Here is a 16,736-nt window from a genome sequence, read left to right on the forward strand (position 1 = left end):
GGACTTTTGCTTTGAATCTGCGCCCCCCGACCGGACCATCAACGCCAATGTCATTGTGGCTGTTTGGTCTGCTGATGAGTCTTGCAACCACCACTCTGCTAGCGATCGAAAGTGGTATAGATCAAGGCGGTGCGGAACTTGGGGGCGTGGATCAATTTGACAGAACGATCGCCCCGCTCTTGGCCAAACATTGCCTGGGGTGTCACAGTGGCGATCAACCGCAGGGCGAACTTGATTTATCCAGTCGCGCCCGCGCGATACGTGGAGGCGAATCCGGCGCTGCGTTGGTACCTGGCGATTTAAAACACAGTCTCTTGTGGGACAAAATCGAATCGGGTGAGATGCCACCGGAAAAAGACATCCCGGAACCCGAGCGGGATTTGTTACGGCGGTGGATCGAATCGGGCGCGGCCTGGGGCAGTGATCCGATTGATCCGTTCCGCTACTCCAGCGATGCCCGCGCCGGAAACGACTGGTGGTCGCTGCAACCCATCAAGCGTCCGCCGATACCAAACCAACCCACCGCGGCCACCGCAATCGATGCCTTTGTTCAGCAACGCTTGCAGAACGCCGGGTTACCGCCCTCGCCGAGCGCGACGCCGCGTGAGATCATCCGCAGAATCAGTTTTGATTTGTTGGGTTTGCCGCCCGAACCGTCCGCCGTCACGGAGTTTCAAATTCAATACGAACGTGATCGCGAATCCGCGATCACGGATTTGGTCGAGCGGATGTTGGCGTCCAAGCACTACGGGGAGCGTTGGGCACGGCATTGGTTGGACGTCGCTCGCTTTGGTGAAAGCCAAGGCTATGAGCGTGACCACTTGCGAAACGATTCATGGCACTACCGCGACTGGGTGATCGACGCATTCAATCGTGACATGCCATACGACCAATTCGTTCGCTTGCAGTTGGCCGGCGATGTGATCGATGACCAAGCCCCACAAACCATCACCGCGACCGGATTTTTAGTCGCGGGCCCGTGGGATGCCGTCGGCCAATCGCTCGCCAGCCCGGTGATGAAAGCCGTGGTCCGCCAAGACGAAATGGAAGATTACGTTGGCACGATCGGCCAAGCCTTTCTGGGGCTGACGATCAATTGTGCACGGTGCCACGATCACAAATTTGATCCGATCACTCAGGAGGAATACTACCGAGTGGCTGCCGCCTTGGCCGGTGTCCACCACGGATCGCGTCAGGTTAGCAGTGCCGAAAATCGCCGGCGTGTCAAGGAACTAGCCGATCAGATTCGCGAACAACAAGACGCAGTGGCAGCACTCGATGCAACGGTGCGTGACCAGTTGATTGCCCGTCGCAGCGATTCGGAGATAGACCTGCCGCCGCGCATTGCACCAATTGCACGCTGGGAATTTCGAGACGATTTGAACGACACGATCGGCGGTGTCCCGGCGACGGCGCACGCCCCGGCAAGAATCGCAGATGGTCGGCTGATTCTAGATTCCGGTGGCGGCATTGCTCGGACAGAATCACTGGACATCGACCTCCGTGAAAAAACGCTCGAAGCCTGGGTCAAACTCGACAACTTGCAACAGACCGGCGGCGCGGCGATGTCAATCCATGGCGACGACGGCCGCACGTTTGACGCGATCGTTTACGCCGAACGTGAATCGCAACAATGGATGGCGGGAAGCGATTTGTTCAAACGCACCCAAAGCTTCTCTGCGCCGGCGGAAACCCAGGCCGATCAACAGTTCGTCCACGTCGCCATCACCTGGGCAGCCGATGGCAGCATCACCGGTTACCGCAATGGCGAACCCTATGGTGTCGCCTATCAAGCTGAGTCGCCGCTGCATTTTGAAGCCGGAACCTGGTATGTGATGTTCGGTCTACGCTGCCAACCGGCCGGTCCCGAGCGACAGCTGAGCGGATTGCTGGAAACCGCACAACTTTACGACCGTGCCCTCAGTCCAGATCAGGTCAAAGCTTCCTACGTTCAAGAACAACTGTCGCTAACGCACGACCAGATCATCGCCGCGATGACCTCGGCCCAGTTGGCCCAGCGAGAGTCATTGCTGGCGTCGATCGAGCATTTGCAATCGGAACGACAACGCCATCGCCCGTACACCGTCTATGCGGTCAAACCCAAACCTCCTGAGCCGACGCACTTGCTGGCACGCGGAAACCCCGGGCAACCGATCCGCGCGGTCGCGCCGGGCGGAATCGCCGCAGTCACAGGTGTCAAAGCCGACTTTGCCGTGGGCCAGGATGCCAACGATGCCGACCGACGTGGCGCGCTGGCCGACTGGATTGCAAATGACCAAAACCCACTTCTTTCTCGAGTGATTGTCAACCGTATCTGGCATCATCATTTCGGATCAGGACTGGTCAATACACCCAACGATTTTGGTTTCAGCGGCGGACACCCTAGTCATCCCGAACTGCTGGATTATTTGGCCGCTGAATTGGTCGATAACGGATTCCGACTCAAACACATTCATCGCCTGATCGTCACTTCGGAAACCTACCTGCAATCCTCGCGACCGCGAGAGGACGGTTTGGCGATCGATGGCGACAACCGACTGTTGTGGCGCAAATCTCCGCAGCGGTTGGACGCCGAAACATTGCGTGACACGATTTTGGCAGTCAGCGGTGAACTCAATCGCCAATTTGGCGGACCACCGTATCGCGATTTCACGACCTTTGTTTCCAATTCACAATTCTATGAAATGGTCGACATAGATTCGCCCGACGTCTATCGACGCACGCTCTATCGCACATGGATTCGGTCCGGACGCAATCACATGCTGGATGTGTTCGACTGTCCTGATCCATCGACCACGGCTCCCAAACGATCGGTGACAACAACACCCTTGCAAGCCCTGACGTTGATGAACAATTCCTTTGTCCTGCGAATGGCGGATCGATTCGCCAGTCGGGTTCAGTGGGAGTCCGACGATCAAATCACCGAACCGCCCGGTGCGGTATTAGAGCGGATCTACCGCCTGGCCTACGGGCGCTCGCCTGCCGACGATGAACGTGCCACGGCAACCGAGTTTATCGAATCGCATGGTCTGTCTGCGTACTGCCGCGTCATCCTTAACAGCAATGAGTTCATCTATGTCGACTGAACCGTCACGCCGCGACATCTTGCGATTCTCTGCACAGGGAATCGGCGCGATCGCCCTGGGCGAACTGCTGGTGCGTGACGGTGTGGCGCAAGCCGGCAGCGTTGCACCACAGGCCACCGATCCCTGGCCGCATCATCCGGCAATCGCCAAACGTGTGATTCACATCGTGTTGTGCGGAGGACTAAGCCAGGTCGATTCGTTCGACTACAAACCGGAGCTGGAAAAACGACACGGCAAGTCGTTGTCATCTGACAAGAAGCCCGATGTGTTTTTCGGCAAAGTCGGCTTGTTGCGCAAGAGCGACTGGAAATTTCAACAGCGCGGTGAAAGTGGATTGTGGGTCTCCGATCTGTTTCCACACCTGGGAAGAGTCGCCGATGAATTGACCGTGATTCGTTCGATGGTGGCGGAAACAGCCAACCACACTCCGGCCACCTTTCAACAGGGCACCGGATTTCGGTTGAATGGATTCCCCACAGTCGGATCATGGTTGTCGTTTGGAATGGGCTGCGAGACCGACGAATTGCCGGCCTATGTCGTCATCCCCGATGCGCGTGGTGTCCCAGCGGGCGGTTCGATCAATTGGTCCAATGGTTTTTTGCCGGCCCGGCACCAAGGCGTGACGGTGCAAAGTTCTGGAACGCCGATCCAAGACATCTTTCCGTCGCAGGAACTGAATCCACAGACAGAACAAGCCAGTCGCGATCTGTTGACCCGAATGAACCGGCGACACCTACAGCAGCGAGGTGCAAACGATTTGTTGTCCGCTCGCATCAGCAGCTACGAATTGTCACGGCGAATGCAGCGTGTCGTCCCCGAAGTCACCGAGTTGGCGGCTGAGACCGCAGCGACTCACACGTTGTATGGCACCGATGCGGAACCGACCGCATCGTTCGGACGCAGCTGTCTGTTGGCCCGCCGAATGCTCGAGCGCGGTGTTCGCTACGTGCAACTGTTTTCTGGCGGTGCATTTGGATCGCCGCGGATCAACTGGGACGGCCACGAGAACATGATTCAAAATCACGGCCGCGAAGCAGCGCGGATCGACCAGCCCATCGCAGCACTGTTAACCGATTTGCGTCAGCGCGGCATGTTGGATGACACGCTGGTGTTGTTCACATCCGAATTTGGTCGCACACCATTCACGCAATCGGCGGCCGACGTGGTCGGTCCCGGTCGTGATCACAACGAAAAAGGATTCAGTGTTTGGATGGCCGGTGCCGGTCTGCGTCCCGGAATGGCTTATGGTCAAACCGATGAAATCGGCTGGCAATCCGTCGAAAACCCCGTCGAATGGTACGATTTCCATGCCACACTGTTGCATCTGCTGGGAATGGATCACACCCGGCTGACGTACTATCACAACGGTATCCAGCGACGCCTGACCAACGTCCATGGCAAACTGATCGACGGCATCCTGGCTTGAGTGGAATCAGCGTTCACGTTGGCCCCGTCGAACGCACTCGAAAACCATGCAACTCCCCATGCGACATGTGAGTTTTGAAATTGCGATTTCGCTTCAGGCATGTTTTTCCTAACCCGACGCATCACGGGTTGTTGGTTGAATCATCCGGCACGCGTTAGCGTCCGGTTCCTCGGACTTTGCAATGCGAGTCACGAGGAACCGTGAGCGAGCGTTCAACGGCTGATCGTTCAACCGACGCCATGCCAACTCAATCAACAAGCCGGTTAGCGAAAGATTCCGTGAACACGCTAAATCCCTCGCCTATGCGTCGGGTTGTGATGACAAGCGCTGACTTCAAAACCAACGCGTCCGGTATTTAAATCGACAGCCCACGTGCGGAAGAGTGAAGATGCGTTTTCGCGCATCGGTAAAACGTTTGAGCGAGAGTTCTCTTCAAACCTGTCATTTGCATTGACTCGACCGCTAGAGTGATTTGTCCCGGTTTCGCTGCAATGGAGCTCGACACGCGCCAGCCGCACCGTGCTGTGGAATACACCGTGCTGTGCAATACACCATGCTGTGCAATAATGCATGCTCGGAGACGGATCCTGTTCCCATTGCTCTCCTACTAAAAGACCAAATCCACACCATGTCTCGACTCGGCATTGCCTTTACCATCGGCTGGATCTTCATGACACTGACACCCCCCCTCGGTCTGACCGATGAGCCCAGCGTTGTCGCCACGGACGATCCCTACCTGTGGCTGGAAGAAGTTGAGGGCGATAAAGCTCTCGATTGGGTTCGAAAACGTAACGGACAGTCGACCGAGTTGATTCAGTCTGCGTCCACGTTCAAGCAGTTGGAGTCAGACTTGTTGGAGATTTTGGATTCTGATCAACGGATTCCAGCGGTGCAAAAGCGCGGGGAGTACTACTACAACTTTTGGCGAAACGGTGAACACCCGCGCGGCGTCTGGCGGCGAACCACCATGGACGAGTACCGAAAGGAAGACCCTAAGTGGGACATTATTTTGGATCTGGACCAGGTTGCCAAAGACGAAAATGAAAACTGGGTTTGGGGCGGCGTTTCAATGCTGCGACCCGACTACGACCTGGCGCTGGTGGATCTGTCGCGCGGCGGTGCCGACGCAACCGTGACGCGTGAATTCGATGTGAACCAGCGCGCGTTCGTCCAAGATGGATTCAGCCGACCGGAAGCCAAGGGCGGTATGGAATGGATCGATCGAGACACGGTGTTCATTCAGACTGATTTTGGCGAAGGCACGATGACCGAGTCTGGTTATCCACGGCTCGCCAAAAAATGGAAACGCGGCACGCCCATGGAATCAGCCACCTTGGTGTTCGCAGGCCAACCGACCGACATGAGCATTGGTGCGTCGCACGACGACACGCCGGGGTACGAACGGAATTTCGCCTACCGATCGATCGCGTTTTACAACAACGAATTGTTTTTGCTGCCGGATTCTGGGGAGCCGATTCAAATCGAGGTGCCCAACTCGGCTGGTAAACGTGTCGTTCGTGATTGGCTGCTGCTGGAACTGCGCGAACCCTACACCGTCGGTGAAATTCAGTACGCGGCAGGCTCCCTCATCGTCACGAATATTAATGACTTTCTGAAGGGAGAACGTGACTTCGTTGTCCTGTTCGAGCCCACCGATTCAACCGCCCTGTCGGGATTCGGATTCACCAAAGACTACGCCTACTTGAACATCCTGGAAGATGTCAAAAATCGCATTCAAATTCTCAAGCCGACCGATGACGATTGGCAGCGAATGCCGCTGGTCGGTGCGCCACAGTTCGGAACGGTTGGAATTCGAGCGGTCGATTCGGACGAGTCCAACGAGTACTTTTTGACGACCACCGATTACCTCACTCCGACGACGCTGTTGATGGGTGAGATCGGTTCGCAACCGGAAACGTTGAAATCGCTTCCGGCGTTTTTTGATGCCAGCCAACTTGAAATCAAACAACACTTTGCGACCAGTAAAGACGGTACCAAGGTGCCGTATTTCATGGTCGCTCAGAAAGACCTAGCGACCACGGGCGATCACCCCACACTGTTGTATGGCTACGGTGGGTTTGAGATTTCGCTGCAGCCCAGCTACAGCGCCAGTGTCGGTCGGGCCTGGACAACACAGGGCGGGGTCTATGTGGTTGCCAACATTCGTGGCGGCGGTGAATATGGCCCCCGCTGGCACCAAGCCGCACTCAAAGAAAATCGCGTTCGCGCCTACGAAGACTTTGCGGCCGTTGCCAAGGACTTGTTTGATCGAGGCATCACATCGCCACAAAAACTGGGGATTCAGGGCGGATCTAACGGCGGACTGTTGGTCGGCAACATGGTGACTCGCTACCCCGAACTGATGGCCGCCGCGGTTTGCCAAGTGCCGCTATTGGATATGCGGCGCTATCACAAATTGCTGGCCGGCGCCTCTTGGATGGCCGAGTATGGCGACCCGGATGATCCCGAGCAGTGGAAGTTTATCCAAACGTTCTCGCCCTATCAGCGTGTGCAACCCGAGACGAAATACCCGTCGGTGCTGTTCATGACGTCCACGCGAGACGATCGCGTGCATCCCGGTCACGCGCGGAAAATGATGGCACTGATGGAGTCCCAAGGTCACGATGTCATCTACTATGAAAACATCGAAGGGGGGCATGGCGGAGCAGCCAACAACGCCCAACGCGCCCGCATGCAGGCATTGGCGTACACGTATCTGCAACAAAAGTTGATGACTGATCGCAGCCAGTGATTGCGGCAACACCGGCCGATCTGAACTCTGGCGCCGTAGCTGGACCGGCCACGGTTCAGACTTCCCAGGCACACCGGCCGGTCTGAACCCTGGCGGGATCAGCTACGAAGAGAATCGATCCCAACGCCGTAGCTGGACCGGCCACGGTTCAGACTTCCCCTGCATCCCAGTCCGGTCTGAACCCTGGCGGGATCAGCTACGAAGAGAATCGGCTCCAACGCCGTAGCTGGACCGGCCACGGTTCAGACTTCCCAGGCACGCCGGCCGGTCTGAACCCTGGCGGGATCAGCTACGAAGAGAATCGACTCCAACACCGTAGCTGGACCGGCCACGGTTCAGACTTCCCAGGCACGCCGGCCGGTCTGAACCCTGGCGGGATCAGCTACGAAGAGAATCGGCTCCAACACCGTAGCTGGACCGGCCACGGTTCAGACTTCCCCTGCATCCCAGTCCGGTCTGAACCCTGGCGGGATCTGCTACGAAGCGTTCACTGTATTGCTTGCATTGCAATTTGGGTTTCTCCGTTGCTGGAGACGTGATCTGGGATTGATCAAGGTGCGCTCGATGGCTGATGATAACGGGACTGAAACACCAACCCCCCATAGCGGCGCGACGCTCCGTGGCAATCTTAATCAGCTGTGAAACCAGTGGCACCGCGCTGCCGAAATTGGCGGCCACGGAGGCAGCGATTGCGCCCGACGAAAACCAGTGGCGGGGAATCGACTCCGATTCGATCGATCATTGTGCCGGCGAACTCGCTGGACGATTGGCATCAATGATCAATATGCCGTTGATACGCAACCCATTTTGCAATGCGCTGATAGATGTCAGCCGTTCGCTGCACCATCGTCAACTCTACGGGGCGCTCTCACAGGATTGGAGCGACGTCCAGAAGCAACAGTTGATCGATCTGGTCCATACACCCTATCGCCGTCGCATCGAATCGGCGCTGCAACGTATCCTGCAGCAATTCACATTTGTGATTCATCTGTCGGTGCGGACGTTTGATTCACAAGTCAGCCAGACACCGCGGCGTGGCGACATCGGCCTGCTGTATGACCCGTCGCGGGAAGCCGAAGTCGATTTCTGTTTGGATTGGATCGATGAACTCTACGACCTATACCCACATCTGCGAGTCCGTCGCAATTACCCGCGGCGAGGAACGGTCGATAGTCTGCACAAGGCACTGCGGAGAAAATTCCCCGCCGATCAGTACCTTGGAGTGGAGGTGTGGCTGAATCGTGCCTGGGCATCTCGCGATGTGGCACTACGCGACGAGGCGTTGAGGCACTTGGCGGCGTCACTGCGTGAAACCGTGGGCGTGCCGAGTAGCGAAGCGGCTTAACTCCGATTGCCTGGTTAGGCGGCGACGCGTTGGATTGGTTTTGCGTGGGCGACTTCCTGGGCCAAAACTTCTTCGGCCAGGCTTTGGTAGTCCACCGCGCCGTTGCTGCCGGGCGAGTACTGGAAGATCGATTGCCCGAAACTGGGTGCTTCGGCCAAGCGGATGTTGCGTCGAATCCGGGTGTCAAAGAATCGCGCCCCACGAAAGAACTCGCGTCCTCCCTTGGTGGCTTGAAAGAATTCTTCGATGTCCGTGCTGACTTCGGCAGCCAGACGGGTGTTGGAGTCGTACATGCACAGCATGACGCCCGACAAACGCAATTGTTCGTTCAAACGACGCGAGACGATTTCGATGGTCCGCAGCAGTTTGCTCAACCCGTGCAGCGCCAAAAAGTGAGGCTGCAGCGGCAGGAAAACCTCTTTGACGGCGACCAGCGCGTTGACAGTCAGCACGCCTAAGCTGGGGGGGCAATCTAAAATCAGATAGTCGTATTCTTCCGGGTCATCTTGCAGTTTGTCGCGCAAGATCATCTCCCGTCCGACTTCTCCGGCCAATTCTAATTCCGATGCGGCCAGATCCAGATTGGCTGGGACGACTGACAGGCGATCGGAAACACGTCGTCGCGATTCGGCGATCGTGGCTTCACCGCACAGCACTTCGTACATGCTAGGCTGGCCGCCGACGGCGGTGATTCCCAGGTGCAACGAGGCGTGTGCTTGTGGATCCAGGTCCATGATACAGACGCGTTTCCCCGAATCGGCGAGCGCCGCACCCAGGTTCACGGTGCTGGTGGTCTTGCCAACGCCGCCTTTTTGGTTGATCACTGCAATCGAGCGCATGGTTTCTTTCCTCAAACTTGGGGTGGCTGTGTGTGGAGGGACATCAAGCCGCGGCGCGGCTGGCAGTGCCAGCTGCTGAATCGCCGTTGTTGGCCAGGCGCAGGTTTCCGTACGCCAGCAATACGTCGTGTAAATCCGCGTCGATCACGACCGTGTCGTCCGCAAAATCACTCAACCAGGTACTGTTGCGCTGTTGAGCACTCAGCAGCAGAGGGACGAGTAATTTCAGGGGGACAGAGCGGGTTTTATTCGGTCCCGTACCGGCAATCAGGTCCAATTCTCGCATCCAGCGAGGATCCGAAGCATCAGCCTCGGTCTGCGGGGTTGCCGAATCATCGGACCAGATTTTCCAGCCCGCTGGCAGTTGCTGATCTAAGTCGCTCATCAAATCCACTAATCGCTCGGAAAACGTTTTAATGCGTTGGTCGGCTGCACCGACGGCTATCCAGCAACGGTATCGACTTTGACGACTGGGGAAGTAAAGACGAAATAAACGATTTTGCCGGTTATCTAGTTTCACGGCTTCCCGATCGCTTCACCGCAGCGACTCGGTTGACATTCGGCCCGCATGGCGCTATTCTCGCGCGGCGAGCCTGGACGCAACAAAGACGCGGATTGACGCCGACGCTTTGGGAATGCCCCGGATCGCACCCTGTGCGGAATTCCCGCCGCGGACGTCTGGCATCGGATGAACAGTTCGGCGACGCGGCACACGAACAAACCTGGATCGCCACCCCTGACAGAATTGGCTGGGGGACGGGCGTCCGGACCAACACCGAGACCGACCGATCATGGCCGTCGATCTAGAAGCAATCGCCCGACGCGGGCGATGCGATGCATCGAGTCTGAAAATTGCCCTGCCGTTACTAGAACAGGGTTACGAAGCTCCCTTCTTGGCGAGGTACCGCCGCGATGAACTCGGAGGGCTGGATGAATCCACCCTCTGGAGTTTGAAGGCGGCTGTTGATGCCGAGCAGAAACTGGCGGATTTCCGCGACGAATTGCGTGAGTTGTGGGAGGCGACGAAACTGGCCGACCCCGCGATCGGTGATGCGATTCGCAAAAGTGGATCCAACCGCACACTGCAGCGTCTCAACAAGCGGCTCCGTCAAGAAACCGCTTCGGGTGCCGAATCCGACGCCAATCGCTTGGCCGTGCGAATGCTGAATCCGGAAAAAGATGATCCCAGCGATCCGGCCGAAGTCGCCGCGTTGATGGAGTCGATCACCGATCCCGAAGCAGCCGTCGCCGGATTGGCAGAAGCCTTGCCCGCACGCCTGGCTGGTGACCCACGGGTGATCAGTGCCGCCGTTCGGTGGTTGAGCCGAAACGCCAAGATCCATATCTCCAATGTCCACGATCCGCACATCGGTGCCGGTGAAGAGGAATCCGAGAAGAAAAAGTCCAAGGGCGAGAAGAAAAAAAAGCGGAAACCGAAATCCGACAGCTCGTCCAGCCAAACCGCAGCGACCGACGGCAATTCGCCAGACAACACGCCAGCGACTGATCCCAACAGCGCCCCACCGGCGGACACGGTCAGTGCCGAGTCAAACGCAGCGGGGCCGACCAACGATTCCCCAGCCAACGATTCCCCAGCCGACGCCAGCGACGCCCCTGCCGCAGTTGCACAGGCCCCTGCACCAACCGTCGAATCGACTTCCGAACCCGGTTCCGTAGCCGAATCGAACGTGGCTGAGAGCAGCGAGCCCAGCACGCAGGAAGGCGGCGAAGACCCCAAGAGCGGTCAAGAACAAGCGAACCAGGACGACGAAAAGACGGGTGAAGAAACACCGGCTGAATCGGTGTCCGCAGATTCGCCAGCTGAGCAACCCGAAGCAGCCCAGTCACCCGAAACGGCCCAGTCGCCGTCGAGCGAAGTTTCAGCGACTGCTGATACAGCGTCTGAAACCACGCCAGCGGGAACCGCAGCGGCTGTCGAATCCGATGTGGCGGGCGCGTCACAGTCGGCCGCAGAGGCCCCTGCAACAGCCGCGGAAGATCTACCGGGCTTCCAGCCGGATCCGAGCGAAAACAAGCCTGCTGCAAAAAAGAAAGCGGAAAAGAGTGCCGCGCCGAAAAAGCAAAAGAAAATCTCGCCACGTCAGCGTCGTCGACGTTGGCTGGTCAGCGTGCTGAAGCCACTCGAAGGCAAACGGTTGCCGGCGACAAAGTTGAGCGCCTTTCAGGTCGTGATGCTCGGCCGTGCCCTGCGCAGCCAAGTCGCGGTGTGTGCGTTTGAATATGACGCCGCCAAACTGGTCGGCGAGATCAAGCGAACCGTGATCGGTTTAAACAGTGGACTGGAATCGGTGCTTGGCGACGTGGTGATGCAGCACGAAGCCGACATCCGCGAAGCCGCCGAAGCAGCCTGGTGGGACGAATTGCACGAGCGGGCCTCGGCGCGTCTGGTCAGCGTGGTCGCCGATCACCTGCGCCGTCACGTCAATCGTGGGCCGGTCAAATCCAACGTCGTGATGTCGATCGACGCAGTCGGCCCCAAAACCGCCGCCACCTCGATCGTCTCCTCCGATGGTCGCGTGCTGCATGGCGAGGATCTGCCCTGCCAATTGTCCGGCAGCGTCCGCGGCCAGACGGTGGCCAAGATGGGCGAGCTGATTCATCAATACCATGTGGATCTGGTGATCGTCAGTAACGGCCCGGCCCGCCGCGCCTGTCTGATTGCACTTGGCGATCTGATCGACCAGTCCCCCGACAGCTCGATTCGCTGGACGGTTGCCGACCGCTCGGGTGCCGACACGTACGCTAGCAGCGACGTGGCAAATTCTGAAATGCGATCAACACCGCGGCGTTTCCGCGCCGCAGCATGGATCGCTTTTTCCGTCCTGCACCCCGCCCAAGCGTTTGCCAAAGTCGATCCATTGCGATTGCGTCTGGCGTCGTTCCAGAGTGAATTGTCGGAAGACGCACTGGCGGTCACGCTCGGCCACATCATGGCCAGCGGCGCGTCACGCGGCGGTGTCGATGCCAACGCAGCCCCGCTGGGATGGATCGAGCAACTGCCGGGCATGAACCACGACGTGGCTCAGGCCCTGGTCGCCAAACGCGAAAACAGCCTGATCAAATCGCGCGCCGAACTGGCGGAGTTGGATGGATGGGAATCGGCAGTGCAGAGTCGCCAAGCGATGCCGTTTCTGCGTGTCTTTGAAAGTGACGAAGCACTCGATGGCACATTGATTCACCCGGACGACTACGCGCTGGCCAAGAAGCTCGCTACGGCACTCGAAATTGAATTGCCGCCCAACGCGCCGCCGGATTACGAAGCGCCCAGCTACGAAAAAGCTGCGGAGGCAAAAGAGCCCAAGCTGGTTGATGCGACTGCCCCCACGCAACCTGCCACCGTCGAAGATTTTGATCACGCCGGTGAAAAGGCTGGCGAATTCAAATTGCCCGAGGGAGAATCGGAGCAGTCCGAAACCGCCACCGACGCGAGCGCCGATGCCCACGCCAGCTCGGAATCGACCGACAGCGACGCGAGCACCAACGAATTGGCGGCCGAGACAACGGAATCGGAAACACCAGCCGGCGAAGCTGAAACTGGCGAAGCTGAAACTGGCGAAGCGACGGAAACCGCCGAAGCAACTGCGGAGACCGAAGCGCCCACCGAGACTGCTGCGGCCACTCCGCAGCAACCGGCGGCTGCCGCCGAGCCGGTCAAACGTCCGCGTCCAGACCAAGCCAAGATTGACAAGTGCGTCAAGGAATGGCAAATCGGTCGACACCGTGCCAACCAACTGGTTGGCTGGCTGTGTGACCCGTTCGGCGAAACCGTCAACAGCAATGCCCCTCCCGGGGTGTTGTCCACGATGCCGACGCTGAAATCACTGCAACCCGGCGATCAAGTGGTCGGTGTGGTCGTCGGCGTGATGAGCTTTGGAGTGTTCGTCGAACTGGCGCCTGACTGCAGCGGTCTGATTCACGTCAGTCGATTGAGCGACGGGTTCGTCGAGGACTTAAATGAAGCCATTCAGGTTGGTGATGTTGTCACCGCTTGGGTCACCGGTATCGATGAAAAACGACGCCGTGTCGGCCTGAGTGCTCTGTCGCCCGAACAAGAGCAGCAGATGGAACAAAACCGCCAACAACGCGGCAACCAAGGCGGACGTGGCGGAGTCCGACGCGACGCAAGATCCGGTGGTCAAGGCGGACAAGCTGCCGCCACCGGCGGTCAAAGCCGAGGTGGGCAGTCGCGAGGCGGCCAAGGCGATTCCAGACGTTCCGGCCAAGGCGGACGTGGACAGGGTGGACGTGGGCAGGGCGGCGGACGAGGCCAAGGTGGCCGCGGCGGCGATAGTCGCGGTGGACGCAAACCACGCCAGCCTGAAACGTATCGGGTGGTCGCCAAACAAGAGGCCAAACCGATCTCCGATGCCATGCAGAAAGGCGTCGAACCCCTGCGGTCGTTTGGTGACCTGATGCAGTTCTACACCAAACAAGACGACGGCGACGCAACGTCCAAGAAAGTCACACCCAAACCGGCCAAGCCGGTCGCGGAAACCAACCCGCCAAAACCGGACGCTGCTTCCCCGCCAGCTGGCGATGCACCGCCAGCGGTCGCCAGTGACGCGCCCGCCCAGCCAGCTCCCGCCCAGCCAGCTCCGGCACAGCCAGCTCCGGCACAGCCCACCGCACCGGCCGGTGAAACGTCCGACGGGAGCGACAATGCGACGGGGGCGCCCGAATGAGCGATGATTTTAAGTCGCGTTTTGAGTCAGCGATTCAGCGCGGCCAACGCCGCCGAGAACATTCGGCGGACGAAGCCAAACGCAAGGAATTGACTGAAGAGGAACTGCGACGATTGCACACATCGTTTCGGCTGTCGCTGTCGGAACGGATCGAAGCCAAGGTCAAGAATGTGATCGATGCGTTTCCTGGCTTCCGTCAAGAGGCGCTGTTTGGTGAAGTCGGCTGGGGAACGGCCTGCTATCGCGATGACCTGAACATCCAAAACGGCCGCCGATCAAACCAGTACAGTCGGTTTGAGATGGTGATTCGACCCTACAGCGATCTGCGTGTGTTGGACCTGAAGGGCAAGGGAGCCGTCAAGAATCGGGAACTATTTAACCGCAGTCTGTTCCGCAAAATCGACGAAGTGGATGTGTCCGAGTTCGAAGACGTCATCGACGCTTGGACGATCGAATACGCCGAACAGTTCGCCGCCCGAACCGCCTGAATCCAAGCCATCCAGCGGCAGCGCTGAACCCGGATTCGACTGCAGAATCGGCCCACCGGCCAGGCGGTTTCCCACACGGAGTCTATTCACTCGTGCAAGTCAAACAGTTGAACCATGTCGCTTTACACGTCGCCGACGTGCAGCGAAGTGTTGTCTTCTATCGCGATGCAATGTGCTTGCCCGTGATGGACCGTCCGGCGTTTGATTTCCCCGGTGCCTGGTTCCGCTTGGGCGTCGACCAAGAACTGCATTTGATCGGAGACCGCAGCCAAGCGGTTCATTCCAGTCATCGCGGCACTCACGTCGCCTTCGTCGTCGACGACCTGGACGCATGGGAAAAACACCTGGACCAGATGGACGCCAACCGGTTGCCGCGACGGATTCGGCCCGACGGGGCACACCAGACATTCGTGCAAGATCCCGATGGCCACTGGATCGAGTTGTGCGTGCCAGCGGCGCACTGATTGCAATCGCTCGATGCAAATGAAATCAGCTGCGTGCAATCTTATTCGGCTCGCAGCAGTTCCAGAATTTTGTCGTTGCCTTCGGTCTGGGCAAAATCGGCGGCCGATTCACCGTCGGCATCCACCAAATCGCGTTTCGCGCCGCTAGCCAACAGCACTTTAACGACCTCGATGTTCCCCAGTGCCGCGGCCATCATCAACGGTGTGAAGTGCTCTCCGGAATCGACCGCGTTAATGTCGGCACCGGCGTCCAACAGCAATTGGACCGTCGTCGGATAGGGGCCACTACTGGCATGGATCAATGGTGTCTTGCCTTCGGCATCGCGGACATCAACCGTGGCATTTTTCTTCAGCAATAGTTTCACGATCTCGTCGTGCCCGTTGTACGCCGCCATTGCCAGTGCGGTGAAACCGTTGACATCGGCATCATTGACGTCGATGTTGTCATCCAAGCAGACCTGGACGACACGCTGTTTGCCGTTGAGCGCCGCATCACGAAACGCTTCGGGGCTGTACAGCGGGTCGGATGGCTTGGAACCGTCGCTGGTCGCAGCCGTTTCGGTCTTTGCAGCCGACTCGGTCTTTGCAGCCGGTGTGCTGGCGTCCGCCGTTTTGCCTGCCTGAGAGTCCGCCGAACTGGCATCCTGTTCGGTACTGTCGACGGCCGGTGTCCCGGTCGCGGCCGGCTCAGTCGATTGCACGGCTGTGGCTTGGTCGGCCGGCTTTTCACAACCAAGTGACTGTGAAAGTGCAATCAAGGCGACGAGCGAGCAACAGAGCGTGTGTTGATGAATCGAAAGAATCGGCATGGTTTGCATTGAAATCGGGCAATGAGTGGGGAGTGACCGGCTGTGTCACCGGGCTCGCGAAGATAGGGGTACCGGCAGCGGACGAAAACGCCCTGACGGTGAGTATCCCATAATTTCTTCACGGAGGAGCGATCCGATGGCAAAGTTTTACGTGCAATGTGGTTCAATCGATTTGGTGATTTCGAGCGATTCGGTGGACTCTGCGGCCATGGCGATCATCGACCGGGTTCTAGCCCCCCATCTATGGATCTATGACGACCAAGGACTGAGCGAGCTGGATTGCCATCAGCATTTGATGTTGGAGGCATTGTTGCACCTGCCCACGCAGATCTGCGTCAGCCAGCAAGGATTCAATCGGAAAGACGCGGAAATCGTCTCCGTCCCGGAAACCATCCAGACCTGGCACGCGTTGATGATCGGGATGCAGCGGCTATTTGCGGCAGCGGGTTTGGAACGCAGCGTGGCCGTGTTGGCAGGTGCCCGTGTGATCGACCAAGCTGTCAAATCCCCCCGTTTACCTCGCTAGGCGCGGATCGTTCATGACATTGGCATTGATCAACGCAATTTCATCGTTGATAACATGTTTCGAGACGCTGTGGTCCGAAAACATCCAGCGTCAATCAGACCGGCCGCGGGTTAGCGTCCGGTTCGTCGGACGTGGCAATTTGAATCACCAGGCACCGTGAGTGATGGCTCAACGGCTGATGAATCATCCCAAACGAGCGCTGTGGCGTGCAGGCGTCCACAAGCCCCGCGACTGGCTCGCCAACTCCTTGGCAGCCTGATACCTTGATGGTGACAGATGCAGTTCATCAGTCACCACT

At 58.3% G+C, this 16,736-nt stretch carries 11 protein-coding genes; 8 read left to right on the forward strand and 3 right to left on the reverse strand.

The genetic code is table 11. The annotated features are described in order from the left end of the window. Positions 1-47: 47 nt before the first annotated feature. The 4 genes from NHH03_RS14410 to NHH03_RS14425 all read left to right on the forward strand — a co-directional run bounded on the left by NHH03_RS14410 (position 48) and on the right by NHH03_RS14425 (position 8,609). A complete protein-coding gene (locus NHH03_RS14410) occupies positions 48-3,086 on the forward strand; it encodes a DUF1553 domain-containing protein (RefSeq protein ID WP_253157251.1) in 3,039 nt (1,012 codons plus the stop codon). Next, complete coding sequence (locus NHH03_RS14415) at positions 3,076-4,512, forward strand: DUF1501 domain-containing protein (protein WP_253157253.1); 1,437 nt, start codon at positions 3,076-3,078, stop codon at positions 4,510-4,512. Before NHH03_RS14410 ends, NHH03_RS14415 begins: the two co-directional genes overlap by 11 nt. A 628-nt stretch (positions 4,513-5,140) precedes the next feature. Beyond that, positions 5,141-7,264 (forward strand): prolyl oligopeptidase family serine peptidase, encoded by a 2,124-nt coding sequence (locus NHH03_RS14420; protein ID WP_253157255.1) that lies wholly within the window; start codon positions 5,141-5,143, stop codon positions 7,262-7,264. Positions 7,265-7,883: 619 nt separating this feature from the next. After that, on the forward strand, positions 7,884-8,609 hold the full coding sequence (locus NHH03_RS14425; protein WP_253157257.1) for an N-formylglutamate amidohydrolase: 726 nt from the start codon (positions 7,884-7,886) through the stop codon (positions 8,607-8,609). Positions 8,610-8,623: 14 nt separating this feature from the next. Here NHH03_RS14425 and NHH03_RS14430 read toward each other — a convergent pair whose 3' ends face one another. Then, positions 8,624-9,448, reverse strand: a complete 825-nt coding sequence (locus NHH03_RS14430) for a ParA family protein (RefSeq protein ID WP_253157259.1) — start codon at positions 9,446-9,448, stop codon at positions 8,624-8,626. A 43-nt stretch (positions 9,449-9,491) separates the two neighbouring features. Then, positions 9,492-9,833 (reverse strand): hypothetical protein, encoded by a 342-nt coding sequence (locus tag NHH03_RS14435; RefSeq protein ID WP_253157261.1) that lies wholly within the window; start codon positions 9,831-9,833, stop codon positions 9,492-9,494. A gap of 406 nt (positions 9,834-10,239) precedes the next feature. Between NHH03_RS14435 and NHH03_RS14440 the strand changes: the two genes are divergently transcribed. The 3 genes from NHH03_RS14440 (at position 10,240) to NHH03_RS14450 (ending at position 15,103) form a co-directional block, all read left to right on the forward strand. Continuing rightward, the gene (locus NHH03_RS14440; RefSeq protein ID WP_261364279.1) at positions 10,240-14,151 is read left to right on the forward strand and encodes a S1 RNA-binding domain-containing protein; all 3,912 of its coding nucleotides are present in this window, start codon (positions 10,240-10,242) and stop codon (positions 14,149-14,151) included. Further along, positions 14,148-14,639 carry a hypothetical protein gene (locus NHH03_RS14445; RefSeq protein ID WP_253157262.1) on the forward strand — a complete coding sequence of 164 codons (492 nt, stop codon included), beginning with the start codon at positions 14,148-14,150 and terminating at the stop codon, positions 14,637-14,639. Before NHH03_RS14440 ends, NHH03_RS14445 begins: the two co-directional genes overlap by 4 nt. Before the next feature lie 92 nt (positions 14,640-14,731). Then, positions 14,732-15,103 carry a VOC family protein gene (locus NHH03_RS14450; RefSeq protein WP_253157263.1) on the forward strand — a complete coding sequence of 124 codons (372 nt, stop codon included), beginning with the start codon at positions 14,732-14,734 and terminating at the stop codon, positions 15,101-15,103. Positions 15,104-15,144: 41 nt separating this feature from the next. Here NHH03_RS14450 and NHH03_RS14455 read toward each other — a convergent pair whose 3' ends face one another. Then, a complete protein-coding gene (locus NHH03_RS14455; protein ID WP_253157264.1) occupies positions 15,145-15,912 on the reverse strand; it encodes an ankyrin repeat domain-containing protein in 768 nt (255 codons plus the stop codon). 136 nt (positions 15,913-16,048) lie between these two features. Here NHH03_RS14455 and NHH03_RS14460 point away from each other — a divergent pair, with 136 nt between their 5' ends. Beyond that, on the forward strand, positions 16,049-16,438 hold the full coding sequence (locus NHH03_RS14460) for a hypothetical protein (RefSeq protein ID WP_253157265.1): 390 nt from the start codon (positions 16,049-16,051) through the stop codon (positions 16,436-16,438). Positions 16,439-16,736: the final 298 nt, after the last annotated feature.

This window comes from Stieleria tagensis (assembly GCF_024129865.1).
In the GTDB taxonomy this organism is placed as follows: Bacteria; Planctomycetota; Planctomycetia; order Pirellulales; family Pirellulaceae; genus Stieleria; species Stieleria tagensis.

Coding starts and splice junctions, on each gene's coding strand:
- NHH03_RS14410 (WP_253157251.1), top strand. CDS start 48: ATGTCATTGTGGCTGTTTGGTCTGCTGATGAGTCTTGCAACCACCACT.
- NHH03_RS14415 (WP_253157253.1), top strand. CDS start 3,076: ATGTCGACTGAACCGTCACGCCGCGACATCTTGCGATTCTCTGCACAG.
- NHH03_RS14420 (WP_253157255.1), top strand. CDS start 5,141: ATGTCTCGACTCGGCATTGCCTTTACCATCGGCTGGATCTTCATGACA.
- NHH03_RS14430 (WP_253157259.1), bottom strand. CDS start 9,448: ATGCGCTCGATTGCAGTGATCAACCAAAAAGGCGGCGTTGGCAAGACC.
- NHH03_RS14435 (WP_253157261.1), bottom strand. CDS start 9,833: ATGAGCGACTTAGATCAGCAACTGCCAGCGGGCTGGAAAATCTGGTCC.
- NHH03_RS14440 (WP_261364279.1), top strand. CDS start 10,240: ATGGCCGTCGATCTAGAAGCAATCGCCCGACGCGGGCGATGCGATGCA.
- NHH03_RS14445 (WP_253157262.1), top strand. CDS start 14,148: ATGAGCGATGATTTTAAGTCGCGTTTTGAGTCAGCGATTCAGCGCGGC.
- NHH03_RS14455 (WP_253157264.1), bottom strand. CDS start 15,912: ATGCCGATTCTTTCGATTCATCAACACACGCTCTGTTGCTCGCTCGTC.
- NHH03_RS14460 (WP_253157265.1), top strand. CDS start 16,049: ATGGCAAAGTTTTACGTGCAATGTGGTTCAATCGATTTGGTGATTTCG.